Below are 25,198 nucleotides of genomic sequence, written 5' to 3'. Positions count from 1 at the left end.
GGTGCGAGCGGCCCCGATCAGTGGCAGGGGGCACCGAAGAGGTGCCTGCCGTCGTGCGCGAACTCGTGGAGGTAGTCGCCGGTCGCCGAGATCAGCGAGCCGTTGTCCATGAAGACGGCGTACAGGGTGATGAGCGCGAGGATCACGGCGCCCGCGGCGATCAGCCAGTCGCGGGTCTCGATGGTCGCGGACTGTATCGCGGCGGTGTCGGTCTGTGGTGCGGTGTGTGCAGCGGAAGCGGACATACCGTGGTTCTCCTTACTGGGGTTTCCACGCCCCATGGCAGGAGGACGACGGGTTCAGTTCCTGACTTCCCCACGTGTCGCGCGGGGTCACAGTGGCGGGACCGTCCCGGAGTCGCACCGGGTTCCTGGCAACCGTCGCCTCGATGTATGGACTTGTCGCCGGGAGAGTCGCAGGTGGTCATGGACACTGTCAACCAGTCACCGCGCCCCCGAAGGGGCCGCGCGCGGGCGGCGTGCGCCCCGGAGCGGGCACAACCTGGCCCGGTCAACGACCCGCTCCCCCCGGGAGTCGCCGACCGGGCCGGTCCTCGACCGCGCGCGCTCGAGCTGCGGGAGGAACCCGGCGTCGGCGCGGGAGGCTTCGGATGGTCCAGCGGTCGTGAGGCGTGCGGAACGCCCGGGAGGGCGCGGACGCCGTGCGTCGCGCCGCGCTCGGAACGCTCCACTCCGGCCGGGGGCTTGGGCCGTCACCACGACTCTAGAGCGGAAGTCGGCCCCGGCCTAGGGGAGTTTGACGCCAACTCACCTTTTGCCACGGCTTGACGAACGCCGCAGGTGGCACGGCCCGGAGACCGCGCCGGAACCGGCTACGGGGGCGGCGCGTGGCCGTCCCGCAGGCTCGTGTCGTCGAGGTCCCCCTGGATCACCATCCCGGCGACCGTGTCCATGATGAGGCGCTCCCTGCGCGCGTATCGCCGCATCGCGCCGAAGGCGGCGTCGGTCCCGGTCTGCCAGCGCTCGGCCAGTATCCCCTTGGCCTGCTCGATCCGGATGCGGCTGCTGAGCGCCGCCTGGAGCTGCCGGGAGAGATCGCGGTACTCGGCGTAGGCGCGCTGGTTGTGCAGACCGGCGGCCGCAGCATCGGCGAGCGCCTCCGCGAGCCCCAACGCGCTGCTCCGTCCGCTCTCCTGGGGTGCGGCGACCCGGCCCCCGTCGGCCTCCGGCGCACCCGGCACGCCGTGCGGCCACCACTCCGCCGCGAAGACGTTGAGCACGCCGAAGACGCGCCCCCGGGCCCGCAGCGCCACCGCGAACGCGAGGCCGACGCCCTGGGCGCGGGCCCGTGCCGAGAACTCCGGCCAGCGGGCCACCGCGTCCCGCGACGCGAGCCGGACCGGCCCCACCGGCTTGCCGGTGCCGAAGCAGTCGATGCAGGGGCCGCCCAGGTGCTGGGCCTCAAGGAGTCCGCGGGCGAGTTCCTCGCCGCGGTGGCTCACGGCGATCCGCACCGTGTCCTCGGCGTTCGTGTACATCACGCCTGCGGCGAGCGTGTCCAGGAGCTCCGTGCAGAGCTGGCTGACGCGGCGCAGATGGCGGTCCACGTCGAAGTCGTCGGCGACCGTGCCCACGGTCTCGACGAGGGCGCGCGCCAGTCTGAGCTCCGGGATGCGGTCCGGCATGGCCTGCATGGCCTCTCCTCTTCGCCTCCCCCCAACTCGATCGCCTACCCCGCTTCGAAGGGCTGTAACAGCTCTCCTACAGGTGCCCGGGCGGGCTCTCCCGGCCTCGTGACGGACACGTAGTTATGTCAGGATTGGGCACCGGACCGTGCACCCGAGGGGGACTGGATGTACCGCAAGAACACAGGTCGCGGGCGGGGTCTCGCGGCCAGGGGGGTGCCGGCCGCGGTGGTGCTCACGGGGGCCGCGCTGCTGCTTACGGGGTGCTCATCCGACGGCGACGGGGACGGCGCGGAGGCGACCCGTCCGGTCAAGCAACAGCCCAAGGACACCGACCCGTTCTGGGTCAACCCCGACGGGACCGCCGCGCGGCAGGTCGCCACGTACGAGAAGGACGGCGACAAGGACGAGGCGGGGCTCATCCGGAAGATCGCCGAGCAGCCCGTGGGCGAGTGGATCGGCCCGGAGAAGCCCGAGGACGAGGCGCGCGGCTTCACCGAGGCGGCCGAGAAGGCCGACCGCGACGCGCTCCTGGTCCTCTACAACATCCCGCACCGCGACTGCGGCCAGTTCTCCAAGGGCGGCGCCGCCGACGGCAACGCGTACCGGGCGTGGATCGACGGCGTGGCCAAGGGCATCGGCGACCGCGGCGCCACGGTCGTCCTGGAGCCGGACGCGGTCCTGCACATGGTCGACAAGTGCACGCCCGAGCAGTTCCACGAGGAGCGCTACGACCTCCTCAAGGGCGCCATCGCCAAGCTGAAGTCCCTGAAGAACACCAAGGTCTACCTGGACGCGGGCAACGCGGGCTGGTCGCACCCGGACGGTCTGTACGAGCCGCTGAAGCGCTCCGGCGTCGAGCAGGCCGACGGCTTCGCGGTGAACGTCTCCAACTTCCAGACCACCGAGGCGAGCAAGGCCTACGGCAAGACCCTGTCCGCCAAGGTCGGTGACAAGCCCTTCGTCATCGACACGAGCCGCAATGGGCGCGGGCCCTACACCGGCAAGGGCAAGGACCCCTGGTGCAACCCCCCGGGCCGGGGCCTGGGGGAGGCCCCCACCACCAAGACGGGCGACCCGTCGGTCGACGCGTACCTCTGGGTCAAGCGGCCCGGCGAGTCCGACGGAACCTGCCGTGGTGGCCCCCAGGCAGGCCAGTGGTGGCCCGAGTACGCACTCGGGCTCGCCAAGAACGCCTCTTGAGGGGGCGCGGGGAAGTTCCCCGCGCCCCTTACGGGGCTAGGGAACGTGCACCCACTGGGCCTTGCTGGGGATGCCCTTGGCATTCGTCACGAAGAGCATGTACCAGCCCGACTCCACCAGGCTGCGGTTCTTGGGCACGGTGACCGTGACCTTGCCGTCGGACTTCTTCAGGCCGAGGGCGATCGACGTCTGGTCGATGTCCGTGACGTGGGTGGTGGCCGACGGCCGGATCAGCCGGGCGGACCTGACGGCCGAGGCGTCCCGCACGGGGAACGTGCCGGAGGCGCCCCGCTTCAGGGTCTTGGGGCCCGAACCGAGCGCGGGCTGGTCGCCGTTGTACAGGTACGGCGGGGTGTAGATCTCCACCCGCTGCTCGAACGTGCCCGGCTTCGTGTTGGCCTTGTCGTCGTACAGCGAGTCCGAGCCGAAGAACATCACGCGGCCGTCGGGCAGCAGGATCGAGCCGGAGTGGTAGTTGCGGCCCACGAGCGGGTCGGCGACCTTGTCGAAGGTGTTCTTGCGCGGGTCGTAGAGCCGGGCCTCGTGGATGTTGGAGGCGCCGCGGCCGCGGTAGTCCTCGGAGCCGCCGGAGACCAGGACGGAGTCGTCGGGCAGGATCGACGCCTGCGGGTAGCGGGTGCCCCTGCCCAGCTCGGGGCCGTCCACGAAGCGCGGGTCGCGCTTCTTCAGGTCGACGATGCGGGTCTTCTTGGAGGCCTCGGTGGACTCGCCGACGCCACCGCCGCCGACGACCATGTAGCGCTGGTCCTGCGCGGGCGGCAGCTCGACCGTGTTGGAGGTCTCCAGGAGGTCCGGGTCGCTCATGCCCGGGATCTTCTTGAAGTCGTTGCTCTCCAGGTCCCAGACGCCCGGGACGCGGCCGACGTCCGCGGGGCCGTAGCCCGCGTTCGAACCGGAGTAGAAGAGCTTGCCGTTGGCCAGCTGGAAGATCGCCGGGTAGGTCGGGAACTGGCGGACCTTCTTCGTGTACGTCCACTTCTTGGTCTTCGGGTCGTACACCTCGTTCTTGCCAGGAACGAGCTGGCCGATCTCGTCGAGGCCGGAGAGGGAGAGCACCTTGCCGTCGGTGAGCGTGGTCAGCGTGGGGTACCAGCGGGCCTCGTTCATCGGGTCGACCTTGATGTACTTCTCGGCGACCGGGTCGAACTCGAAGGTGTCCTTGATGCCCTGGAAGTCCTTCTTGTCGAGGGCGAGCTTCTGTGCGATCCCGTACGTGTTGCGGGCGTCGGCGCCGCTGAGGCCCTGCACCCGGTAGTTGTCCTGCGTGCCGGTCTCGTGCTTGGCGCCGCTCGCCTGCGCCTCCACGTAGATGCGGCCGAGGCCCGGGTCGTTGCGCAGGAACGCGCCGGTCTGCTTGTCGAAGACCTTCTTCGCGCGCTCGACGACGACGGGGTCCTTCGACACGAAGGTCTTGCCGTTCTTCTTGCCCGTGAACTTGGTGCCCGCGGGCAGCGTGATCGGCCTGTCCGGGTTCTCGTTGTGCACGATCATCAGGCCGCCGGCCTTGGTGACGTCACCCTTGAGCTTCTCGTACCGCTTGGTGCCGCCCGCGATGAGCAACTTGCCGTCGGCGAGCTGGGTGTGGCCGGTGCAGAACAGATCCGTGGGCGTCGGGATCTTCTTGATGGTGTTCTTCTCGGGGTCCCAGAGCCGGGTGTCGAACTTCTTCTCGTCGAAGTTCTTCTGGTTGTTGCCCGAGCCCGCCACCATCAGGATCTTGCCGGTGTGCAGGAGCGACGCGTGGATCGTGTTCTGCCGGTACTCCTCGGGGAACTCGACGACCTTCCAGTGGCCGTTCGCCGCCTTGTACTCGGGCTTGTTGATCTTGTAGTTGTGGTACTTCTCGGAGCCCACGCGCCACAGCCAGGGGCCGTTCATACCGGCCAGCGCCAGCACCACCGCGGTGCCTATCGCTATCCGGCGGGCGCGCCGGCGGCTGGAGGGGTCTCTCATGTGTCGTGGCTCCCGAGGGCGATGTGCATGGTGTCGTCATTCGGACCGGCCGGGGCGTTCGCGGCCCAGCTGGGCTTCTGCTGCGGCGCGTGCGGGGCCGGGTGCGCGTGCGGGGGCGCGCTGTGCGGCGCGAACTGCCGGGCGGGCAGCGTCTGCTGCTCGGGCCCCTGGGGGCCGCCGTCCGCCGCGGGCGCCGGCGGCTTCTTCCGCTCCTGCCGCATGCCGTGCCGCCAGGCGAAGATCGGCGCGGCGGTGACGAGCAGGGCGAAGGTGGCCCAGATGATCATCGCCGGGTGCGCGTGGTCGTACACGTACGCCGCCGCGATGGAACCGCCGAAGACCAGGATGAAGAACAGGTGGATCCGGAACGTGCCGAACAGCGTGTCCGGGCTCGCCGAGTCGCCCTTGGGCGTGACCACGAAGCTGCTCTTGCGGCGCAGCGCGGCGTCCATGAGGGAGCGCGCGTAGATCGGGGCCGAGAGGGCCGACATCACCATGCCCGCGACGCCGCCGGAGCCCTCGGGCTCGTGCGGCGAGACGTTGTGGCGGCGGTTCCAGATGTACAGGCCGATCTGGAGCGCGGACGCGTTGCCGTACAGCATGAGCCAGATGGTCGGGTCGATGTTGACGCCGGAGGCGCCGAGGCCGAGGAACAGGGCGCAGCTCAGGGCCGCGAGGATCCAGTTCAGGGCGGACATCGGGTAGAAGATGACCATCATCGTGTAGTTGAAGAGACGGCCCGGCGGCAGCGAGAACGGCGCCTTCCAGAACTGCTTGAGGATCGTCTCGTACGTGCCGCGCGACCAGCGGAGCTGCTGGGTGAAGAAGTCCGTCCAGGCGCTCGGGCCCTCGCCGACGGCGAGCACGTCCGGGGTGTAGACGGACTTCCACTTCTTCCCGGTGACCGGGTTCTTGTGGCGGTGGATCTCGAAGCCCGTCGCCATGTCCTCGGTGATCGAGTCGTACAGGCCGCCGATCTGCTTGAGGGCCTTGATCCGCACCGCGTTGGAGGTGCCGACGAACATGGGCGAGCCGTAGGCGTTGCCCGCGCGCTGGATGAGGGCGTGGAAGAGGAACTGCTGGGACTCGGCCGCCTTGGTGACGAACGTGTCGTAATTGCCGTAGACCTGCGGGCCGATGACGAAGCCGACGTCCGGGTCGCGGAAGAAACCGAGCATCCGCTCCAGGTAGTTGGGCATCGGGACGTGGTCGGTGTCCACGGAGGCGAAGTAGTCGTAGGCGTCTCCGTGCGCGTCCAGCCAGGCGTTGTAGTTGCCGTGCTTGGTCTTGGCGCGGTGCGGGCCCTTGGCCTGGTTCCACTTCGCGACGCCCTTGCGGGAGAAGTGGTGCACGCCCAGACGCGCGCAGACCTCCTTCACCTCCGGGTCGTCGCCCTCGTCGAGCAGCCAGATGTGGAGGACGCCGCGGTGGCGCAATCTCACCGCCGCTTCGAGGGTTTTGGTGACCATCTCGATCGGCTCCTTGCCGGGCACGAACGAGGTGAGGAAGGCGACGCGGGTGCCGGTCTCGGGCACGACGGGGATCGGGTCGCGGGCGACCAGCGTGGCGTGCGCGTTGGACAGGACGTTCATGCAGCGGAAGAACTCGATCAGGCCGATCGAGACGAGCATGACGACGTCGAGCACGGGCAGGAAGTCATACGCGGGGTAGTTGCGCTCCGTCCAGTGCTCGGGCTGGAGCAGCCAGGCGAGCAGGACGAGGGAGAGCAGCGGCGCCGCGCCGAGCATGAGGGCCGCGCGTATCCGGTGCGGCTCCTGGGAGAGCAGGGAGCGGTACTGGACCTTGTACGGCTTGGCCGGGTCCGGCTGGGTGAGGGGCCCCGCGAGGCGGCTGTAGTGCTCGTAGTCGTAGCGCGGCAGTGACTTCTTGATGCGTCGCAGGCCGCCCGTCCGGTGCGAGAGCACGCGCAGCTGGGTGGTCTGGGACGGGTCGCCCTGCCGCTCGCCCGGTGGCGTCGACGTCATGAGTCATCCCCCCGCACGCGGCTGTCCGCGTGGTCGTCGGTCCTTTCGCCCGCGGCGGTCCCCCTCGACCTGCGCGAGCGCATCAAGTGGTAGGCCACCCCTCGCCCAAGACAGCGAAACGTGGCCTTCCGGTTGCATGATGCCCCCCTCGGCATCCGTTCATGAACGCGGGGACCCCCTGTCCCGGTGTTCATGAGGACTCTCGTCGCACGGGCGGCGTCCGAGTCCCCAACTGCCCCGCTTCGCGCGCCCCGTGAGAGCCGTGGCTCCGGTGAGCCTTCCGTCAGGGTTCTATGCGCCCTTGCGTGATCGCAAGAGTGAAAGCAAGGAGTTTACCGGTCATATGTGGGGCTGGAGGCCACTGTTGAGGCGGGGGCGCTCAAGCGGGTGCGAATGTTGCCGAAGTGTTCGCGTATGGCCCGTTCCGCGCGCAGGACGTCCGAGGAGCGGACCGCGTCGAGGATCTCGCGGTGCTGGCGGCAGGTGATCTTCGGATCCCTCGGCACGTCGACGAGGTCGGTGCGGACCTTGTGGAAGGCGTCCCAGAACGCCTCCAGGACCTCGCCGAGGAGCCGGTTGCCGAGGCAGCGGTAGAGCGTGGCGTGGAAGGCGCGGTCGGTCTCGGCGCGGACCTCGCCGTCGGGCCCGGCGGCCTCGGCGTCCATGCGGTCCACGAGCGCGTCGAGCTCGGCCAGGTCGGCGGGCGGCAGGGAGCCCGCGAGGCGCGCGATCAGCCCGGTCTCGACGGCCTCGCGCAGCTCCAGGAGCTGGAGCAGGCTGTCCTCGCCGCGGTAGTGCCCGGCGACGGTGCGGAAGGTGAGGCCCTCGATCATCGGGGCCATCGACATCGGCCCGACGTAGGTGCCGAAGCCGTGCCGGATCTCGACGATGCCCATGGCCTGGAGCGCCTTGAGCGCCTCGCGCACGGAGTTCCGGCTGACGCCGAGGCGCTCCATCAGCTCCGGCTCGGTCGGCAGCACGGAGCCGGAGGGCAGCCGCTGGTCGATGATGAGTTTCTTGATCCGCTCCTGGATGTCCCGCGCCATGGCGCAACCGTAGCGGCAGAACGACGAAAGCCCTCCGTCGGAGACGGAGGGCTTTCGCTGTCTGTGCGCCGCCAGGGACTCGAACCCCGGACCCGCTGATTAAGAGTCAGCTGCTCTAACCAACTGAGCTAGCGGCGCCTGCTGACAGAGATAACTCTACCGGACGTCGAGGGGTGCTCTTGACCATCGGGGTGCCGTCGGCATCTCCGGGCGGCGGGGTGGCCGGGGCCGCTCGGTATTCCGGAGGGGCGGCGCCGGGCGGACCCTCCATCATTCGGACCGTCAACATGCGATATCCCCGGACAGTTGGAAAACTGACGGATATGCAGATGCGCGGACAATCCTGGCCGGGGGCCCTCCCCGGACACCCCGGCGGATGTGAGGGGAATCGCATGGAGGCCGCTCCAGCATTCGAGGAATTCAGGCCCGCGAGCGACTGCGCCTGCCCCGGCTGCGTGTACTGGCGGCGCTCCGGAACGCACGCGCTGCCGCCGGGGCGCGGCGGTCACCCGGGTGCGCACGGCGCCCGGCGGGCCCTGGTCCTCGCTGCGGCGGCGGGCTCCGTGCTCGGCCCTGGCCAGGCGCTGCCCGCGGTCGCAGCCCCGGGGCAGGAGTCGTTTCCGCAGGTGGGAGCGGGTGTGGCGGCCCCGAAGGGGGACGACCCCGGGACCCCGCAGGGCAGGCAGAGCCCGCTGCACGGGACGAGCGCGCACGGCGCCCGGCTGCGCACCACCACCCGGGCCGAGATCATCGCCAGGGCCAGGCAGTGGGTGAGCGCGCGGGTCCCGTACAACCTGCGGAGTTTCTGGGCGGACGGCTACCGGCAGGACTGCTCGGGCTTTGTCTCGATGGCCTGGGACCTCGGCGGAAACGAATGGACGGGCACGCTCGACCAGTACGGGACGCGTATCTCCAAGGCGGCCCTCGCGCCGGGGGACATTCTCCTGTTCCACAATCCGGCGAACCCGGAGAGGGGCTCGCACGTGACGATTTTCGGCGGCTGGACGGACTCCACGCGCACCTCCTATCTCGCCTATGAACAGGCGCGGCCGTACACCCGGAAGAAGGCCACGCCCTACGCGTACTGGAAGGACGCGGACCGCTACCGGGCCTACCGGTACAAGGGCCTGCGGGCGCCGGGGCCCGCGGGTGCCGCCCCGGCGGTCTCCACGCGCTACCCCGGCGCGCGCTCCTTCGGCCCCGGCGCGCACAACGCGTACGTCACCCGGCTCGGGCGGCTCCTCGTCGCCCGGGGCGGCGCCCCCTTCTACCGGTCGGGGCCGGGGCCCCGCTGGGGCGACGCCGACCGCAGGGCGACCCGGGCGTTCCAGCTGGCACAGGGCTGGACGGGCCCGGACGCGGACGGCATCCCGGGGCCGCTGACGTGGTCGTACCTGGTCACCGGCAAGGGTCGGGACATTCCGGGCGGCCGTGGCGCCGGGGGCGGGCAGGGCGCCCCCGGGGCTCCTGGCGCTCCCGCCGTCCCCGTCTTCCCCGGCAAGGCCCACTTCCGGCCCGGGCAGAGCAACGCGTACGTCGAGCTGCTCGGGCGGCAGCTCGTGCGCAAGGGCTTCGGCAAGCACTACGCGGTCGGGCCCGGGCCGCGCTGGGGCGAGGCGGACCGCAGGGCGGTCGAGGCCTTCCAGCGGGCGCAGGGCTGGCGGGGCGGCGCGGCCGACGGGATCCCGGGCCCCGAGACCTGGCGGCGGCTGTTCCGGTGAGGGGCCCGCGCGCGGCGGGGAACCCATGGCGGAGGCGACGGAGGCAGAGATGAGCACGACGACAGAGCGGTCCCCGGAGTCGGACGAAGGCCGGGGGCGCGGCGGCGCGGCGGGGGCCGCGGGCCGTCCGTCCCGCCTCATCCACAGCGAGGCCACCACGGAGATCCCCGTCCACCTGCTGTTCCGCGACGATCCGCGGGATCCGGCGGGCGTTGCGCTGCCCTCCGCCGTGGTGCGCGGCGGTGCGGCGCGCCCCCGCGTGGAGCCGGGGGCCCGGGCGGACGCGGCGCGGCCGTCCGTGCCGCTTCCGCCGCCGGTGCCGGTGCCCGGGGCCGACCCGGAGCTCGCCGAGCGGCGCGCCCGGGTGCTGCCCGGCGCGGTCGGGGTGCTCGCCGGTGGTGTGGGCGCGGCCGGATGTGTGCTCGCGCTGTGGTGGGCCGGGGTGCTGCCCCGGGCCCTGCCCGGGGCGCCGGGGCGGGCGGGGGCGCGGGGGATCGGGGCCGCGCAGTGGGCGGTGCTCGCCGGGGCAGGGGCGCTCGCCCTGTTCGGGTTCGGCGGGCTCGCGCGCGGCCGGGTCGGCGGGGCGTGGGTCCTGACCCTGTTCGGCCGGTACCGGGGCAGCGTGCGGCGGACCGGTCTGCTGTGGGTGAACCCGCTGCTGCTGCGGCGCCGCGTCGACGTGCGCCTCCGGCACTGGCGCAGCGAGCCGATGGCCGCCGTGGACCGCTCCGGCGTTGCGCTGCGGGTGGTGGTGCTCGTGGTGTGGCGGGTCAGGGACGCCGCGCGGGCCGCGCTCGCCGTCGCGGACCACCAGGAGTACCTGCGCGAGTGCGTGGAGGCGACCGCCGCGCGCGTCCTGTCGCGGCTGCCCGCCGACGCCTTCCACGACGGGGCGCGGGGCGCGGCCGACGGCGGCCCGACGCTGCGCGACGCGGAGGCCGTCGGGGAGGCCCTGACCCGGGCCCTCGCCGCGCAGGCGGAGCCGGTGGGGATCGAGGTCTTCTCCGTACAGCCGACGCGCATCGAGTACGCGCCGGAGGTGGCCGAGGCGATGCACCGGCGCCGGATCGCCGCGCTCGACGCGCGGCACCGCGACAGCGTGCTCACGTCGGTGGTGGACTCCGTCGAGGACACGGTGACGCGCCTGACCACGCGCGGCCTCCTCGTCGAGCTCGACGACTACGAGCGCAAGGCGCTGGTGAAGGACCTGACGGTGGCGTTCTGCACGGGGCACGGAGAGCGCTGACCCCGGTACGTCGACGTACCTGCCGAAGTATGCCGGAATCGGCTGCCGGAACGGCAGTTGGTGAGTGATCGCGGACCGCTGGCGGCGCGGGCGCAGGGGCAGGCGGCGGCGCCCCTCACCGTGAACTTGTGGAGGAATCGCGGGGGCGGTGCGACCGGATCGTCTCCACGGTTGGTATGGACATGTTCAACTAACCGCAATAATCTGAGACTTGGTCTAGACCGCACATCCCCGTTGGTCCAGACCATGCGAATCGCACCCCGCGTGGCACCGGCACATCCGTCACACGGCAGCTCAGCACGACCGTCAGCGCGCACGGCTCACAGAACTACCCCCACGTTGTTCAGGAGCGCAGCATGCGAAAGAAGATGTCCGCCGCCATGCTCGGGATGGCGACGGTCGGAGCGTTCGTGCTCTCGACCGGCGGCGCCAGCAGCCATGGCTACACCGACCTGCCCGCAAGCCGTCAGATCAACTGCGCCAAGGGCGTGGTGACGGGCTGCGGTTCAATACAGTACGAACCGCAGAGCGTCGAGGGCCCCAAGGGCTTCCCGGCGGGCGGCCCCGCCGACGGAAAGCTCTGTTCCGCCGGGCTCGCCGGCTTCAGCTCGCTCAACAAGGCGACGCAGCCGAACGGCAACGCGTGGCCCGCGACGAAGGTGTCCGGCGGCCAGAGCTACAGCTTCCGCTGGCAGTTCACCGCGCGCCACCGCACCACGGACTTCCGCTACTACATCACCAAGCAGGGCTGGAACGAGAGCCAGCCCCTGACCAGGGCGGCGCTCGACACCCAGCCGTTCCTCACCGTCCCCTACAACAGCCAGCAGCCGCCCGCGACCCTGTCGCACAGCGGCACGATCCCCAGCGGCCGCAGCGGCCACCACGTGATCCTCGCCGTCTGGACGATCGCGGACACGGGCAACGCGTTCTACGCCTGCTCCGACGTCACCTTCTGAGACCGCGAGCGCCTGGTTCAGAGGTTCTCCTGAGGATCTCCGCCACCCCCCACGGGTAGGTTCTGCGCACGCCGTACGTGACCGCGACGGCGTGCGCGGGACTTATCGGGGGACCCTCATGGACCTGCTGTTCTATGCCGTACCGGCACTCATGGCGGGCATGGCCCTCGTCATGGCCGCCGTCGTCGTCAGACGCTCGGCCCAGGTGCGGCGCGCCTGGGGCAGCGGCCTGACCGCCGAGGCGCGCTGTCTGCGCACCTACACCACGACCTCCGGACACGGCGACCACGTGTCCACGACCCTCCACCACGTCTACGAGTACGTCACCCGCGACGGCCGCACGGTCCGCTTCGAGGAGGAGGACGGCCCGGGGACCGTCCTGGAGGGCGACGTCGTGACCGTGTACTACGCCCCGGAGCGGCCCGAGCGGGCGACCGCGCACGCGCCGCGCCCGGTCGCGAACACGGTGGCCACCCTCGCCGTGCTCGGCTTCCTGGGAGCGGTGGTCGCCTTCTGCGCCTTCTTCGTCATGGGCGTGCACGCCTTCTCCGAGGACTTCGGCTGGGGACCCGGCGTGAGCGTCGACGACGACCCGGCCCCCGACGTGCCGTGGGAGTCCGACCCGGACGTCGAAGTGCCCTGAGGCGCCCGGCTAGCGTGACCGCGTGAAGCACACGTTGCGGGGCGCGGCCTATGTGCTGTCGGGGATCGCGCTGGGAGCACCCCTCCTCGTCGCCCTGGCCGGAGGCCTCGCCCTCGGTCTTGCCGCCAGCCTCGTCGTGGTGGGCATCCCCCTGCTCGCGCTCCTCGCGCTCGCGGGCGTGCCCGTGGCGGCCCTGGAGCGCCGCCGCGCCCGGCTCGTGCGGTCCGGGCCCCTGGCCAGCCCGCACCGCACTCCCGACGCCCCGGGCCTCGCGGCCTGGCTGCGGCTGCGGGTGCGGGAGCAGGCGACCTGGCGGGAGTTGGCGTACGCCGTCCTGATGGCGTGCGTGCTGTGGCCCCTCGACCTGGCCGTCGCCGCCTGCACGCTGGGGCTGCCCCTCGCCCTGGCCGCCGCGCCCGCCCACCTCGCGCTCGCGGGCGGCCCCGACGGCGGCGGTGTCCGGCCCGCGAAGCTGTGGTTCGTCGCGTCCTACCCGGCGGCCTGCGGCACCGCCCTGCTCGGCCTGGCGCTGCTCGCCGCCCTGCTGTACCCGCTCGGCGCGTACGCCACCGCCCGCGCCGCCGTCGCCCAACTCCTGCTCGCCCCGCGCGAGGCCGAGACGGAGGCGCGGCTCGCCGAGGTGACCCGGTCCAGGGCCCGGCTCGTCGCCGCCTTCGAGGCCGAGCGCCGCCGGGTGGAGCGGGACCTGCACGACGGGGCGCAGCAGCGGCTCGTCGCCCTGAGCATGGGCCTCGGCCTCGCCCGCCTCGACGCCGAGCCGGGCAGCCCGCTCGCGGTCCGGCTCGCCGCGGCCCACCAGGAGGCCGACCGGGTCCTCGCCGAACTGCGCGAGCTGATCCGGGGCATCCACCCGCGCGTCCTCGCCGACTACGGCCTCGCGGCCGCCGTGGAGGACGCCGCCGACCGCTCGCCCGTGCCCGTCGACACCGACGCGGACCTGCCCCGGCTGCCCGAACCCGTCGAGTCCGCCGCGTACTTCGCGGTCCGCGAGGCCCTCGCCAACGTCGCCCGGCACAGCGGCGCCGCACGGGCCGAGGTGCACGCCCGGCACGCGGGCGGCGCCCTGCGGCTGCGGGTGCGCGACGACGGGCGCGGCGGCGCCGACCCCGCGCGCGGCACCGGCCTGACCGGCCTCGCCGACCGCCTCGCCGTCCTCGATGGCACACTGACCGTCACCAGTCCGCCCGGCGGGCCGACCGTCCTGTCCCTGGAGATACCGTGCGACCCGATGCCGCCCGCGCCCGCCGCGTAGTCCTCGCCGAGGACAGCGTGCTGCTGCGCGAGGGCCTCGTCGGGGTGCTCACCCGCTTCGGGCACGAGGTGGCCGCCGCGGTCGGCGACGCGGACGCGCTGCGCCGGGCCGTCGCCGAGCACGCGCCGGACGTCGTCGTCACCGACGTGCGGATGCCCCCCGGCTTCCAGGACGAGGGGCTGCGCGCCGCGCTCGCCCTGCGCGCCGAGCGGCCCCAGCTGCCGGTCCTCGTGCTCAGCCAGTACGTGCAGCGGTCGTACGCCGCCGAGTTGCTGGACACCGGTGACGGCGGCGGCGTCGGCTATCTGCTCAAGGACCGGGTCGGCCAGGTCGAGCAGTTCGTGGACGCCTTCACCCGGGTCGCCGACGGCGGCACGGTCGTGGACCCCGAAGTCGTACGGCAGTTGCTGCGGCGCAGACGCGATCCGCTTGAGCGGCTCACGCCGCGCGAGCGCGAGGTGCTCGCGCTGGTCGCGGAGGGCCGGTCCAACGCCGCGATCGCCGCCGAACTCGTCGTCACCGAGGCCGCCGTGGGCAAACACATCGGCAACATCCTCGGCAAGCTCGACCTGCCCGTCACCGACGGCACGCACCGGCGTGTGCTCGCCGTCCTCGCGTACCTCCGGGCCTGACTACCATCCCGGGCATGAGCATGTCGGAGCAAGAGCCCGCGGAGCGCGGGGCCCGCACCCCGCGCCAGGCGCGGCGACTGCGCGTCGCCGCCGCCACCGCGGGGATGGCGGTGGCGGCGGTGCTGCTCGGAATGCATCTACTGAATAGAGCGTCCGTTCTAGTCGTCGGTGTGTACGGGCTGCTGCTCGTCCTCTGCGGCCTGGTCGTCGAGTTGAGCCGCCGCGGCCGGACCAGACTCGGCAGTTACCTCCTCGGCTGCGGGCTCGCCGTCGCCGTCGTCATGGACGTCATCGTGCTCTCCTGAGGACCGGGCCCGGCGGCCGGGAGCCCGGGCCCGGCCTCGGTCGGGGCCTCGGAGAGCCCGTACCGCTGGTGCAGCCGCCGCAGGAACGGCGGGGCCCACCACGCCCGGTCGCCGAGCAGCGTCATCGCGGCGGGCACGAGGAGCATCCGTACGATCGTGGCGTCGATCAGGACCGCGAGCGTCAGCCCCAGGCCGATCTGCAGGATCGGCGAGAAGCCGCCCGTCATGAAGCCGCCGAAGACGATGGCGAGCAGCAGCGCGGCACAGGTCACCACGCGGCCCGAGCGGCGCAGCCCCTCGACGACCGCCTCGTGCGCGTCCCCGGTCGCCTCCCAGGACTCCCGCATCCGCGACAGGATGAACAGCTCGTAGTCCATGGCGAGCCCGAACGCGATCGCGATGATCAGCGGCGGCGCGGTCAGGCTGAGCGCGCCGAGCCCCTCGCCGCCGAGCAGCGAGGCCCCGTGCCCGTCCTGGAACACCCAGGTCACCACGCCGAGAGCGGCCCCCAGGCTCAGGAGCGTGGTCAGCAGCGTCCGCAGCGGGCTCAGGAGCGAGCCGGTGAAGGCGAAGAGCAGCGCGAACAGGCCCACGAGCACGGTGAGTACGGCCCAGGGCGCCCGGTCGGCGAGCATCGCCCGGAAGTCCACGAGCCGGGCCGCGGTACCGGTCACCTGGGCCGGCTCGCCGTCGCGCAGGTCGCGCACCCGCTCGACGAGGGCGGTCGCCTCCGGCCCGTCCGCCGAGCCGGTCGGGGTGAGCCGCACCAGCGTCGAACCGTTCGGCAGCCGCTCGCTGTCGGACCGGGTGACGCCGGACAGGGCACGGATCTCCCGCGCGTAGGCCGGGTCGGCGCCGGGCCGGATCATGACGTCGACGGTGTTCACGTCCGTGCCCGCGGGGAAGTGCTCGTGCACGGCGTCGTAGAGCTGCCGGGCCTCGGTGTCGTGCGGCAGCTGGCGGGCGTCGCCGATCTCGATGCGCATGCCGAGGACGGGCATCGCGAGCACGGCGAGCCCGGCGACCACGGTGACCAGGACGGCGTAGGGACGCCGGGCCGAGAAGCGGGCGAGCCGGGCGAAGAGCGCGCCGGGCTCCGCAGCCCGCTTCCGCAGCCGGGCCTTCGAGCGCTTGGGCGTCAGCTTGCCGCCGAACAGGGCGAGCAGCGCGGGCAGCAGCGTCAGGGCCGCCAGCATGTCGACCACGACGACCGCGCCCGCCGCGAGGCCCATGCTCCGCAGGAACGGGCTGGGGAACCACACCAGGCCCGACAGGCACACGGCCACCGTCAGACCGGAGAACAGCACGGTCCGCCCGGCGTGCGCGACCGTCGCGTGCACGGCGCGTACGACATCCGGCTCACGCCCCCGTTCCTCGCGGAACCGCACCACCATGAGGAGCGCGTAGTCCACCGCGAGGCCGAGGCCCAGCATCGACACCACCTGCACCGCGTACACGGAGATGTCCGTGACCTGGCTGAACGCGAACAACGTCAGGAACGCCCCGGCCACCCCGCTCACCGCCACGAGCAGCGGAAGCCCGGCCGCCCGCAGCCCGCCGAAGATCAGCAGCAGGGCGAGCAGCACGGCGGGCAGGGTGATCAACTCGGCGCGCGCCACGTCCTCCTGGGCGCGTCCGCCCATCTGGTCGCCGAGCAGCGGGTCGCCGCTGACCGCCACGCCGACGCGGTCGTCGGCCGCCCCGGCGATCTCCCGCAGCCGGTCGGCGGCGTCGTTCACCGCGTGGATCTCGTCGCGGTCGGAGAGGTCGCCCTTCAGCGTGACGGGGATCAGGAGCACCTTGCCGTCCTCGGCGACGAGGCCTTTGGCGGTGTACGGGTCGAGGACGCGGTCGACGCCCGGCAGGCCGCGCAGGTCCGCGAGCGCCTCGGACACCGCGGTCCGCACCTCCGGGGCGCGCACCGAGCCGTCCGCGCCGCCCGTCACGGACGCCGTGAAGGACTCCCCGCCCGGGGTGAGCGGCCCGAGCACCTCGCTCGTGACCGCGGACTCGCTGCCGGGCACGTCCTCCACGGACGAGTTGAGGTCGCCGAAGACCCGCGTACCGAAGCCGAATCCGACGGCGAGCAGCAGAAACCAGACCAACAGCACCAAGACCGGACGCCGGGTGGCCGTCCGGGACAGCTTGGCGAGCATGACCGCTCCTAACTGGCCCCAGGGGCCGGGGCGAAGACTGTTCTCGGCCATACCTTCGCCCGGCGCACGCACCTGCCGGATCGCCGTGGGGAGCGGTCTTCGGGGAGGCGGTCCCTGGGTCGCGCGGGGGAGGGCGCGGGCCGCCCTCCCCCCGGCGGGGGAGGACCGCTCAGGGGCCCTGGTCCCCGGGCACCACGAGCCCGTGCTCGTACGCGCAGATCACCGCCTGGACGCGGTCCCGCAGCGCCAGCTTCGACAGGACGTTGCTGACGTGGGTCTTCACGGTGTGCTCGCTGACGACGAACTCCGCCGCTATCTCCGCGTTCGACAGGCCGCGGGCGAGCAGCCGCAGCGTCTCCTCCTCACGGGCGGTGAGCACCCCGAGGCGGTGCGAGGGGCCCGCGGGGGACGAGGGGGGCGGTGCCGCCGCCTCACCGGGGCGGCCGCGGCGCACGAAGTCCGCGACCAGACGGCGGGTCACGGACGGGGCGAGCAGCGAGTCCCCGGCGGCGACCACGCGGACCGCGTGCACCAGGTCGTCCCTGCGCACGTCCTTGAGCAGGAATCCGCTCGCGCCCGCGTACAGGGCGTCGTACACGTACTCGTCGATGTCGAAGGTCGTCAGCATCACCACCCGGCAGCCGGACTCCGCGCACACCACGCGGGCGGCCTCGATGCCGTCGACGCCGGGCATGCGGACGTCCAGGAGCAGCACGTCCGGCGCCAGGCGGCGCACGGCGTCGACGGCCTCGGCGCCGTCGCCCGCCTCCGCCACCACCTCGATGCCGGGCTGTGCGTCAAGGATCATCGCGAAGCCGCTGCGCACCAGCTCCTGGTCGTCGGCCACCACCACGCGGATGCTCATGCGCCAAGGATGCCGTGGGCAGCCGCGCCGCGACACGGAATCCGCCTCCCGCGGCGGGTCCCACGTCGACCCGGCCGCCACAGGCGGCGGCGCGCTCGCGGATGCCGACCAGGCCGTAGCCCCCGCCGGTGCCGCGCGCGGCCCCTGTGCCGTCGTCCGTCACCGTCAGCGCCAACTCGCGCGGTGACCAGGCGACTTCCACGGTCACCAGGTTCGCCCCCGCGTGTTTCAGCACGTTCGTCAGCGCCTCCTGGGCCAGGCGGTACGCGGCCACATCGACGTCGGCGGCCAGCGGGCGAATCTCGCCGGACTCCTTCAACCGCACGGTGACGCCCGCCTGTTCGACGCGGGCCAGCAGCGCGGGCAGCGCCGCGAGCGCGGGCTGGGGCCCCCGGCCGCCGTCCGGGGAGCCGTCGCCGTCCGCCTCCCGCAGCACCCCGAGGATCCGCCGCAGCTGCTCCATCGCGTCCCGCCCGGCCGCGCCGATCGCCTCGAACGCCCGCTCCGCGCGCCCCGGATCGGCCCGCACCACCACCGGGCCCGCCTCGGCCTGCACCACCATGACGCTCACGGCGTGCGCCACCACGTCGTGCATGTCCCGGGCGATCCTGGCCCGCTCGCGGGCGACGGCCCGCGCGGTCTCGCCGGCCCGCTCCCGCTCCAGGCGCAGCGCCCGGTCCTCCAAGGCCGCGGTGTAGGCGCGCTGCACCCGGGCCAGCACGCCGAAGCCGTACGCGCTGACGAAGCTCAGCAGGTGGAAGGCGTACTCGAAGGGCTCGGCCCGCTCGCGGAACGTCATCGTGGCCGTCGCGCCGATCAGCCAGGTGGCGAGCACGACGCGCCGCTGCACGGGCTTGCCGACGACGGCGAGGGTGTAGAGCGCGACCAGGCCGCCGTAGGCGACGTCCGGCGGCGGCGCCCGGTAGACGGCCATCGCGGGCGTGAACACGCTCACCAGATAGACGCTGAGCATCGGCGCGCGCCGCCGCCACGCCAGCGGCACCGCGGTGCCCGCGCCCAGCAGGAAGCCGATCGCGGAGAGCCGGTCGTCGCCCTCGTGGGGGAAGAGGAACTGTAAGGACGTGGCGAACAGGACGAGGGCGGCGAGGGCCCCGTCCGTGAGGTACGGGTGGAACGAATGGAACGGGTGGTGACGGCGGCGTGCCGGTCCAGGTCTCGGCACGGACGTTCGCTGCATGCGGCGGCTCCCTCGCACGGGGCTGCCAGTTCAGCACGGGCGGCGGGCCGCGTCCTCGCCGGTGCGGGGGATATCCGGCGGACCGGCGCGCGGCCCGCGCGGGGGAGGTCAGCAGCGCCGGTACACGTACGCGCCCTCTCCGGCGGGGCTCACGTCGCGGTCGCGCAGGACGATGGAGAGCTTGCCGCCCCAGCGGCGGCACGCGGCCTCGAAGCCCTTCTTCTCGTACTCGATGTCGAAGACCTTCCGCCCGTACACCGCCGCGTAGTCGCCGCACTCGCCGTACTGGCCGCACTCCTCGGCGACGGCGAAGTCGAAGCCGAGCTTCGCGTCCAGGAACTCGGTGGTGTTCTTCTGCGCGATGGCCAGGCCCTGCTCATGGGCCCTGCGCACGAGGAGCCGCGCGAAGGCCCGGCCGTCGGCGGCCTTGAGGTGGCCGTCGGAGCGCGCGTACGAGTCGAGGTTGTCGGGCTCCACGGCGTCGAAGCCGGCGCGGGCGCAGCCGTCGATCCACGGGCCGACGACGGTGAGCAGGGCCTCGCGCTTGGCCGCGGTGGAGATGTCGAGGAGCGGCTCCTTCCAGTCCTCGTCGATCACGAGCTCGCCGTCGGCGTCGCGCAGCAGCAGGCCGGGGTGGTTCTCGCGCCACCACGCGGCGGTCCTGCCGCCGGGCTGGGCCTGGAAGGCGTTGACGTAGCAGATGGTGTAGCGGCCGGGGACGGGCTTCGCCGCACGGTCGCGGGAGACGACCCGGACACCTTCGGGCGGCGGGTAGGCGCCGCCGAGCTGGTAGTCGAAGGCGGCACCGGCGCGGGGCGCCCGCGGCGCGCGGTCGGAGGCGCGGGGGGACGGGTCGCCGTCGCCGCTGGAGCAACTCGTGAGGAGGGCGCTCACGAGAGCGAGGGCCCCGAGGGCGCGGGCCGGGCGGCTGAGCGGCATCTGTCCGTCCTGTGGGTGGCGGTGGGTGGCGGTGGGTGGCGGTGGGCGCGCGGGGCATCGGGCGCCTCCAGTGTGCGCCGGGCGCCGCGCGGCCCGGGGGCCGGTTGGCTGGAGCGGACCCCTAGGCCAGGTCCCGGACAGCCCGCTCGATCAGGGCGAAGGGCGGCTCGTCGGCCAGGTAGAAGTGCCCGCCCGGCAGCGTGAACCGCTCGAAGGCGGCCCGGGTGGCCTCCCGCCAGGCCTCGGCCTGCTCGACGCGCACCCGAGGGTCGGCGTCGCCGAGCAGAACGGTGACGGGGCAGTCGAGCGGGGCGGCGTCCGCCGGGGCCGTGTACCCCGCGACCAGGCGGAAGTCCGCGGTCACGTACGGCATGATCAGGTCGAGGAAGAGCGGGTTGTCGAGCAGCTCCGCCTCCGTGCCGCCGAGGCGGCGCAGGATGTCGAGGACCTTCGCGTCGTCGAGGGCCGCGGCCTCCTCGGGCGAGCCCTGCGCGGTGTGCGGGGCCCGTGCCGCCGAGGCGAAGAGGTGCTCGGGGCGGGCTCCCTCGGCCTGCCAGATCCGCGCGACCTCGTACGCGACGGTGGCGCCCATGCTGTGCCCGAAGAAGACCGTGGGCCGCCCGTCGGGGAGCGGGCGCAGCTCCCGCGCGAGGCCGCGGGCCAGCTGCCGCAGGTCGGTGGCGGGCGGCTCGGCGATGCGCTCGCCGCGCGCCGGGTAGCAGACCGCGTGCACCTCGAAGTCGGGGAGGGCCTTGCCCCAGGAGCGGAAGAAGTGCGGCGAGCCGCCCGCGTGCGGGAAGCACACCAGGCGCCGGGCCGCGAAGGGCCGCGGTTCCACGACGGTCGTCCACACCATGCTGTCCCCCCACCACCGGCATCCGATCGCTTCGATGATCGCACGCGAAGAGGGCCCCTCCGGAAACCGGAGGGGCCCTCTCGAAGCCAGCATCGGGCGGGTGACCCGATCGCTAGTGCGCCGCCAGGGACTCGAACCCCGGACCCGCTGATTAAGAGTCAGCTGCTCTAACCAACTGAGCTAGCGGCGCCTGCTGACGAAGAAAATATTACCTGGTCCGTGGGGGTGCTCATGACCACCGGCCGCACACCCCCGCCGGGCCCCCGCCCGGCGGCTCAGATCGCCAGGGAGAGCAGCACCGGGGCCGCCTCGCGGTTCAGGGTCTCGGCGGCCTCCCGCAGCCGGTGCGCGCGCTCGACCGGCAGGGACAGGGCGAGGCAGCCGACGGCCGCGCCCGCCGTGACGGGGACGGCGGCGCAGACCGTGCCGACCGCGTACTCCTGGATGTCGAGGACGGGGACCGTGGGGGCCTGGGCGGCGAGCTTCGTCAGGAGGACCCGCTCGTTCGTGATCGTCCGCGAGGTGAGCCGGGGCATCTTGTGGCGGGCCAGGTGGTCCCGGCGGGCGGCCACGTCGAGCTGGCCGAGCAGGCTCTTGCCGACCGCGCAGGCGTGGCCCGCGACGCGGAAGTCCACCCACTCGTTGACCTTCGGGGTCCGGGGGCCGTCCGCGACGTCCATGACCCGGATCTCGCCGTCCACGTACCGGCTCACGTACACCGCGGCGCCGATCGAGTCGCGCAGGCCGACGAGGGTGCTCTGGAGCTTCTCGCGCAGGGCGCGGCCGCGCTCGTGGGTGGAGCCGAGCCGGTTGAGGGAGGCGCCCGTCACATACGCCCCGTCCGCGAGCTGCTCCACGTACCCCTCACGGAGCAGCATGCGCAGCAGCGGGGCGAGCCGGGCCGGGGGCAGCGCGGCGTGCCGGGCCAGTTCGCCGTCGGTGACGCCGGTGCCGCGGCGCGCGACGAGTTCGAGCACGCGCAGGGCGTGCTGCACCGACCGGTGCGCCGTCGTCGGCTCGTGCTGGAGCGTCACGGCTTCCCCCTCGACCCCTCGTGGCCCCGGTGGCCTGGTGATCCCTGGACACTGCGGTTTCCGGACAGCTGGACCCTGTCCACCATAACCGCCAAATCGCCTGCTGGTAGGGGGCGTTGGAGGTTTCTACGGCGTTCCCGGCGCGCCCCCGGCGGGGCGCGCCGGGAAAACCCCGACGTGGGCGCCGCTCAGAGCACCGCGGACAGGAATTCGCGGGTCCGGTTGTGCTCGGGGTCGGTGAAGATCTTCTCCGGCGGGCCGGACTCGATCACCCGGCCCGCGTCGAACATCAGGACCTGGTCGGAGATGTCCCGGGCGAAGTTCATCTCGTGGGTCACGCAGAGCATGGTGATGTCCGTGGTGTGCGCGATGTCCCGCAGTACGTCGAGGACCCCGGCGACCAGCTCCGGGTCGAGCGCCGACGTCACCTCGTCCAGGAGGAGCACCTGCGGGCGCATCGCCAGGGCCCGGGCGATGGCGACCCGCTGCTGCTGGCCGCCGGAGAGCTGCGTCGGGTAGGCATCGCACTTGTCGCCGAGGCCGACCAGGTCGAGCAGGTCGCGGGCGCGCTGCTCGGCCTCGTCCTTGGGCAGGCCGAGGACGGTGACGGGGGCCTCCGTGATGTTGCGAAGCACCTTCATGTTCGGGAAGAGGTTGAACTGCTGGAAGACCATCCCGATGTTCTTGCGGACCTCGCGGACGTGCTTCTCGCCCGCGGGCACGAGCCTGCCGTTCTTCTCCTCGTGCGTCAGATACGCGCCGCCGACCTTGATCGTGCCCTCGTCCGGCTTGATCAGGGTCATGAGCAGCCGCAGGATCGTCGTCTTGCCGGAGCCCGACGGGCCGATCAGCGTCACGTGCCTGCCGGAGGCCACGGAGAAGTCCAGCTCGTCCAGGACCGTGGTCGAGCCGAAGCGCTTGACGACCTTGTCGAAGCGGATCAGCTCGCTGCCGTCGACGGCCGGGTTCGGCCGGTCTTTGGAGAGGTGGGTGTCAGCGGACAAGACGGCGCTCCAGGGCTCGCAGGAGGAGGGAGGACGGATAGGCGATGAGGATGAAGGCGACGCCGACGACGGTCAGCGCCTCCGTGTACTGGAAGGTCTGCGCCGCTTCGAGCCGCGAGCGCTGGAGCAGCTCCAGGACGCCGATGCCGGCGAGCAGCGGGGTGTCCTTGAGCATCGCGATCACGTAGTTGCCGAGCGCGGGGACCACGCGGCGGATCGCCTGCGGCAGGATCACCGCGGTCCAGGTGCGCGGGTACGACAGGCTCAGCGCCTTGGCCGCCTCCCACTGGCCGACGGGCACGGCCTCGATGCCCGCGCGGTAGACCTGCGCGGTGTACGTCGAGTAGTGCAGGCCGATCGCGAGCGTGCCCGTGGTCTCGGCGGAGAACTGGATGTTCCACTCCGGCAGCACGAAGAACAGGAAGAAGAGCTGCACCAGCAGGGGCGTGTTGCGGATGAACTCGGTGATCAGGCCGACCGGCCAGCGGATGAACCGCGTCGGCGCGCGGAAGGCCAGCGCCCACACGAGCCCCAGCGAGAAGGAGATCAGCGAACCGAGCGCGAGCACCTGGAGGGTGACGAGCACCCCGTCCCAGAAGTGCGGCATGAAGTCGGCGACCGCGCCCCAGTCCCATTTGTCCGTACCGTGGTTCATCGCGCGGCACCTCCGTCCGTGACGCCCGTGACGCCCGTGACACCGGTGGTGCCCGTGACACCGGTGGTGCCCGCGGCGCTCGCGGTGGCCGCGACGCCCGTCGTGCTCAACTCACCGGACTTGGCGCTCGGCTGACGGAACCTCAGCCACGGCCCGAGGCCCTGCCGCGGCTCCGGGAACTGCCCGATCCCGGCCTTGGCCCTGCGTTCGAGGAGCTTCATGCCGCGCGTCAGGAGGAAGGCGAGCACGAAGTAGATGACCAGCGTGATCGAGTAGATCTGCGCGCTCTCGGTGGTCGCGAGCCGCACCAGGTACGCCGCGAAGGACACGTCCCCGATGCCGAGCAGCGACACCAGGGCGGTGCCCTTGAGCAGCTCGACGAGCAGGTTGCAGAACGACGGGATCATCTCCGGGACCGCCTGCGGCAGCAGCACGAGCCGCATCCGCTGCCACGGCGTGAAGCTCAGCGCGACCCCCGCCTCGCGCTGCGCCGGAGCCACCGCGTTCAGGGCGCCGCGCACGATCTCGGCGCCGTACGCGCCGTAGGAGAGCCCGAGGGCGAGCACGGCCGCCCACATCGGCACCAGCGCCCAGCCCACGAGCTGCGGCAGGACGAAGAAGATCCAGAACATCAGGATCAGGGCGGACATGCCCCGGAAGACCTCGGTGTAGAACGCGGCGAAGAACCGCACCACGCGCGAGCGGTGCGTGCGCGCCATGCCGACGCCGAAGGCGACCGCGGTGGCGAGCGCCGCGCTGTACACGGTCAGCTGAATGGTGATCCAGATGCCCGGCAGGACCCAGTGTTCCCAGAGGCCCGCTGTCATCGGCACAGCTCCTTGGCGGTCAGGGTGGTCATCTCGGCCTTCGTGAAGCCGAACGGCTCGAGCACCCGGAAGAGCTCGCCGCTCTTCTTCATCTTGTGGATCTCCACGTTGAAGGCGTCCCGCAGCCCGGTGTCCGAGGGCCGGAACGTGAAGCCGCCGCCGTCGATGTGCTTCTTGCCGTCGATGACGGGCGCGAACGGCTCGGTGGCCTCGGCCCTGCGGCTCTTGCGCACGACCTGGCGCGCGGTCAGGGCGGTGCCGCCGAACACGTCGATGCGCCCGGCCTCGACCGCGTTCAGGCCCGCTACCTGGTCCTGGAGGATGACGATGTCGCTCTCCGCGTATCCCGCGGCGACGGCGTACGCGATCTCGGCGTACCCGGTGCCCGTCCCGAACCTGGCCTTCTTCCGCACCACGTCCTGGTACGTGCGCAGCCCCTTCGGGTTGCCCTTGCGGACGATGAAGGAGTCGAGCATCTGGTACTCGGGATCGGAGAAGATGACCTGCTGGCAGCGCTCTTTGTTGATGTACATCCCGGCGGACACGACGTCGAACTGCTGCGTCTTGAGCCCCGGTATCAGCGAGCTGAAGTCGGTCGCGACCGGCTGTACGCGGCCGACGCCGAGCCGCTTGAAGATGATCTTCGCGAGCTCCACCGCCTCGCCGGTGAAGTCCCCGTCGTCGTTGATGTACCCGTACGGCGCCTCGCCCGCGATGCCGAGCCGCACCGTGCCCTGCGACTTCAGGCGGGCGAGGGTGTCCCCGGTGGGGATGCGGCTGCAGCCCGCCGCGCCAAGGGCGCCGACCGCGCCGAGGGCGGCGGCGGACGCCAGGACCGTGCGCCGGGGCAGGCCCGCCGCGCGCCCGGGTCTGCCCCCGTCCGCCCGTCCGCTCGCTGTCTTGATGGGGTTGCTCAGTGGTGGAGCCATGGGCGCGCGGCTACCCGACCCGACGCGAGATATGCGGATGAATTCAAGCCCCGCCGGGATCCCGGGGCCCGGCGGACGTCCTCTTGACGCGGGCCGCGCCCCCGGG

The 25,198-nt window shown here is 72.4% G+C and carries 23 protein-coding genes, 2 tRNA genes and 1 riboswitch; of the genes, 8 read left to right on the top strand and 17 right to left on the bottom strand.

Features of this window, described 5'->3' with window-relative positions; all coding sequences use genetic code 11:
* Positions 1–17 precede the first annotated feature (17 nt).
* Together MQV74_RS16530 and MQV74_RS16525 are read right to left on the bottom strand one after the other, a co-directional pair.
* The gene (locus MQV74_RS16530; RefSeq protein WP_138959905.1) at positions 18–245 is read right to left on the bottom strand and encodes a CbtB domain-containing protein; all 228 of its coding nucleotides are present in this window, start codon (positions 243–245) and stop codon (positions 18–20) included.
* Between the two features lie 55 nt (positions 246–300).
* A riboswitch (cobalamin riboswitch) is annotated at positions 301–373 on the bottom strand.
* A 459-nt stretch (positions 374–832) separates the two neighbouring features.
* Positions 833–1,654, bottom strand: coding sequence for an ANTAR domain-containing protein (locus MQV74_RS16525; RefSeq protein ID WP_242718427.1), 822 nt, complete (start codon positions 1,652–1,654; stop codon positions 833–835).
* A gap of 159 nt (positions 1,655–1,813) precedes the next feature.
* On the opposite strand from MQV74_RS16525, the gene MQV74_RS16520 reads away from it, so the two are divergent.
* Complete coding sequence (locus MQV74_RS16520) at positions 1,814–2,848, top strand: glycoside hydrolase family 6 protein (RefSeq protein WP_242718425.1); 1,035 nt, start codon at positions 1,814–1,816, stop codon at positions 2,846–2,848.
* A gap of 36 nt (positions 2,849–2,884) precedes the next feature.
* Here MQV74_RS16520 and MQV74_RS16515 read toward each other — a convergent pair whose 3' ends face one another.
* The 4 genes from MQV74_RS16515 to MQV74_RS16500 all read right to left on the bottom strand — a co-directional run bounded on the left by MQV74_RS16515 (position 2,885) and on the right by MQV74_RS16500 (position 7,991).
* Positions 2,885–4,822 (bottom strand): kelch motif-containing protein, encoded by a 1,938-nt coding sequence (locus tag MQV74_RS16515; protein WP_242718423.1) that lies wholly within the window; start codon positions 4,820–4,822, stop codon positions 2,885–2,887.
* Positions 4,819–6,807 carry a glycosyltransferase family 2 protein gene (locus MQV74_RS16510; RefSeq protein ID WP_242718421.1) on the bottom strand — a complete coding sequence of 663 codons (1,989 nt, stop codon included), beginning with the start codon at positions 6,805–6,807 and terminating at the stop codon, positions 4,819–4,821. The genes MQV74_RS16515 and MQV74_RS16510 overlap by 4 nt, the downstream gene beginning before the upstream one ends.
* Before the next feature lie 332 nt (positions 6,808–7,139).
* Positions 7,140–7,853 (bottom strand): FadR/GntR family transcriptional regulator, encoded by a 714-nt coding sequence (locus tag MQV74_RS16505; protein WP_138959901.1) that lies wholly within the window; start codon positions 7,851–7,853, stop codon positions 7,140–7,142.
* Between the two features lie 64 nt (positions 7,854–7,917).
* Positions 7,918–7,991, bottom strand: a tRNA-Lys gene (locus tag MQV74_RS16500).
* Positions 7,992–8,245: 254 nt separating this feature from the next.
* On the opposite strand from MQV74_RS16500, the gene MQV74_RS16495 reads away from it, so the two are divergent.
* The 7 genes from MQV74_RS16495 (at position 8,246) to MQV74_RS16465 (ending at position 14,629) form a co-directional block, all read left to right on the top strand.
* The gene (locus MQV74_RS16495) at positions 8,246–9,574 is read left to right on the top strand and encodes a peptidoglycan-binding protein (protein WP_242718419.1); all 1,329 of its coding nucleotides are present in this window, start codon (positions 8,246–8,248) and stop codon (positions 9,572–9,574) included.
* 49 nt (positions 9,575–9,623) lie between these two features.
* Complete coding sequence (locus tag MQV74_RS16490) at positions 9,624–10,820, top strand: SPFH domain-containing protein (RefSeq protein WP_242718417.1); 1,197 nt, start codon at positions 9,624–9,626, stop codon at positions 10,818–10,820.
* A gap of 356 nt (positions 10,821–11,176) precedes the next feature.
* Positions 11,177–11,776, top strand: coding sequence for a lytic polysaccharide monooxygenase auxiliary activity family 9 protein (locus MQV74_RS16485; protein ID WP_242718415.1), 600 nt, complete (start codon positions 11,177–11,179; stop codon positions 11,774–11,776).
* Positions 11,777–11,894: 118 nt separating this feature from the next.
* Positions 11,895–12,419: a DUF3592 domain-containing protein gene (locus MQV74_RS16480; protein ID WP_242718413.1), complete on the top strand. Its 525-nt coding sequence runs from the start codon at positions 11,895–11,897 to the stop codon at positions 12,417–12,419.
* Between the two features lie 22 nt (positions 12,420–12,441).
* Positions 12,442–13,692 carry a sensor histidine kinase gene (locus MQV74_RS16475; protein WP_242718411.1) on the top strand — a complete coding sequence of 417 codons (1,251 nt, stop codon included), beginning with the start codon at positions 12,442–12,444 and terminating at the stop codon, positions 13,690–13,692.
* On the top strand, positions 13,659–14,324 hold the full coding sequence (locus tag MQV74_RS16470; protein WP_242718409.1) for a response regulator transcription factor: 666 nt from the start codon (positions 13,659–13,661) through the stop codon (positions 14,322–14,324). Before MQV74_RS16475 ends, MQV74_RS16470 begins: the two co-directional genes overlap by 34 nt.
* 14 nt (positions 14,325–14,338) lie before the next feature.
* Entirely contained in the window at positions 14,339–14,629 is a 291-nt protein-coding gene (locus tag MQV74_RS16465) for a hypothetical protein (RefSeq protein ID WP_242718407.1), read from the top strand.
* On the opposite strand, the gene MQV74_RS16460 is transcribed toward MQV74_RS16465, so the two are convergent.
* The 11 genes from MQV74_RS16460 to ehuB form a co-directional block, all read right to left on the bottom strand.
* Positions 14,569–16,785, bottom strand: coding sequence for an MMPL family transporter (locus tag MQV74_RS16460; protein WP_242718405.1), 2,217 nt, complete (start codon positions 16,783–16,785; stop codon positions 14,569–14,571). The genes MQV74_RS16465 and MQV74_RS16460 overlap by 61 nt on opposite strands.
* 169 nt (positions 16,786–16,954) lie before the next feature.
* The gene (locus tag MQV74_RS16455; protein WP_242718403.1) at positions 16,955–17,650 is read right to left on the bottom strand and encodes a response regulator; all 696 of its coding nucleotides are present in this window, start codon (positions 17,648–17,650) and stop codon (positions 16,955–16,957) included.
* Positions 17,583–18,848, bottom strand: a complete 1,266-nt coding sequence (locus MQV74_RS16450) for a sensor histidine kinase (protein ID WP_242718401.1) — start codon at positions 18,846–18,848, stop codon at positions 17,583–17,585. Before MQV74_RS16450 ends, MQV74_RS16455 begins: the two co-directional genes overlap by 68 nt.
* Positions 18,849–18,956: 108 nt before the next feature.
* Positions 18,957–19,787 (bottom strand): endo alpha-1,4 polygalactosaminidase, encoded by an 831-nt coding sequence (locus MQV74_RS16445; protein WP_242718399.1) that lies wholly within the window; start codon positions 19,785–19,787, stop codon positions 18,957–18,959.
* 121 nt (positions 19,788–19,908) lie between these two features.
* Complete coding sequence (locus MQV74_RS16440) at positions 19,909–20,643, bottom strand: thioesterase II family protein (RefSeq protein WP_242718397.1); 735 nt, start codon at positions 20,641–20,643, stop codon at positions 19,909–19,911.
* Between the two features lie 116 nt (positions 20,644–20,759).
* Positions 20,760–20,833: transfer RNA gene (locus MQV74_RS16435), tRNA-Lys, on the bottom strand.
* 85 nt (positions 20,834–20,918) lie between these two features.
* The gene (locus MQV74_RS16430) at positions 20,919–21,677 is read right to left on the bottom strand and encodes an IclR family transcriptional regulator (protein ID WP_242718395.1); all 759 of its coding nucleotides are present in this window, start codon (positions 21,675–21,677) and stop codon (positions 20,919–20,921) included.
* A 188-nt stretch (positions 21,678–21,865) separates the two neighbouring features.
* Positions 21,866–22,681: an ectoine/hydroxyectoine ABC transporter ATP-binding protein EhuA gene (gene ehuA, locus MQV74_RS16425; RefSeq protein WP_242718393.1), complete on the bottom strand. Its 816-nt coding sequence runs from the start codon at positions 22,679–22,681 to the stop codon at positions 21,866–21,868.
* Positions 22,671–23,336 (bottom strand): ectoine/hydroxyectoine ABC transporter permease subunit EhuD, encoded by a 666-nt coding sequence (gene ehuD / locus MQV74_RS16420; RefSeq protein ID WP_242718391.1) that lies wholly within the window; start codon positions 23,334–23,336, stop codon positions 22,671–22,673. Before ehuD ends, ehuA begins: the two co-directional genes overlap by 11 nt.
* Complete coding sequence (ehuC, locus tag MQV74_RS16415) at positions 23,333–24,163, bottom strand: ectoine/hydroxyectoine ABC transporter permease subunit EhuC (RefSeq protein ID WP_242718389.1); 831 nt, start codon at positions 24,161–24,163, stop codon at positions 23,333–23,335. Before ehuC ends, ehuD begins: the two co-directional genes overlap by 4 nt.
* Positions 24,160–25,092, bottom strand: coding sequence for an ectoine/hydroxyectoine ABC transporter substrate-binding protein EhuB (gene ehuB, locus MQV74_RS16410; RefSeq protein WP_374120628.1), 933 nt, complete (start codon positions 25,090–25,092; stop codon positions 24,160–24,162). The genes ehuC and ehuB overlap by 4 nt, the downstream gene beginning before the upstream one ends.
* Positions 25,093–25,198 lie beyond the last annotated feature (106 nt).

It is taken from the genome of Streptomyces sp. AN091965 (assembly GCF_022698285.1).
Taxonomy (GTDB): domain Bacteria; phylum Actinomycetota; class Actinomycetes; order Streptomycetales; family Streptomycetaceae; genus Streptomyces.
The sequence above is the reverse complement of the archived record's forward strand: the minus strand, read 5'-3'. Positions and strand labels throughout refer to the sequence as shown.